A 492-nucleotide genomic window follows, 5' to 3' on the forward strand; every position below is an offset into this window, starting at 1 on the left:
GTACGAAGTATACTTGGAAAGACACGCCAGATGTAACGACAGCTGGTGACAAGCCAGCCACGATTGTGGTAACTTACCCAGACGGTTCAAAGGACGAAGTTCCCGTAACAGTACACGTAACGAACCCAACAACGCCGACTGACGCTGACAAGTACACACCAGAGGGTCAAGATGTAAACACGAAGACTGGAGTTGTCCCAGACCCAGCTGAAGGCATCAAAAACAAAGGCGACTTACCAGATGGTACGAAGTACACCTGGAAAGACACGCCAGATGTAACGACAGCTGGTGACAAGCCAGCCACGGTTGTAGTAACTTACCCAGACGGTTCAAAGGACGAAGTTCCCGTAACAGTACACGTAACGAACCCGACGACGCCGACTGACGCTGACAAGTACACACCAGAGGGTCAAGATGTAAACACGAAGACCGGCGTCATCCCAGACCCAGCCGACGGGATTAAGAACAAGGGCGAGTTGCCAGACGGTACGA

1 protein-coding gene is annotated in these 492 nt (G+C 52.0%); it reads left to right on the forward strand.

The window, feature by feature from the left end:
- Positions 1 to 492 (forward strand): Rib/alpha-like domain-containing protein (locus LMC10_RS01060; RefSeq protein WP_267866768.1); only part of this gene is annotated, 492 nt, incomplete at both ends.

It is taken from the genome of Limosilactobacillus reuteri subsp. simiae (genome assembly GCF_020784875.1).
GTDB classification, from domain to species: domain Bacteria; phylum Bacillota; class Bacilli; order Lactobacillales; family Lactobacillaceae; genus Limosilactobacillus; species Limosilactobacillus reuteri_H.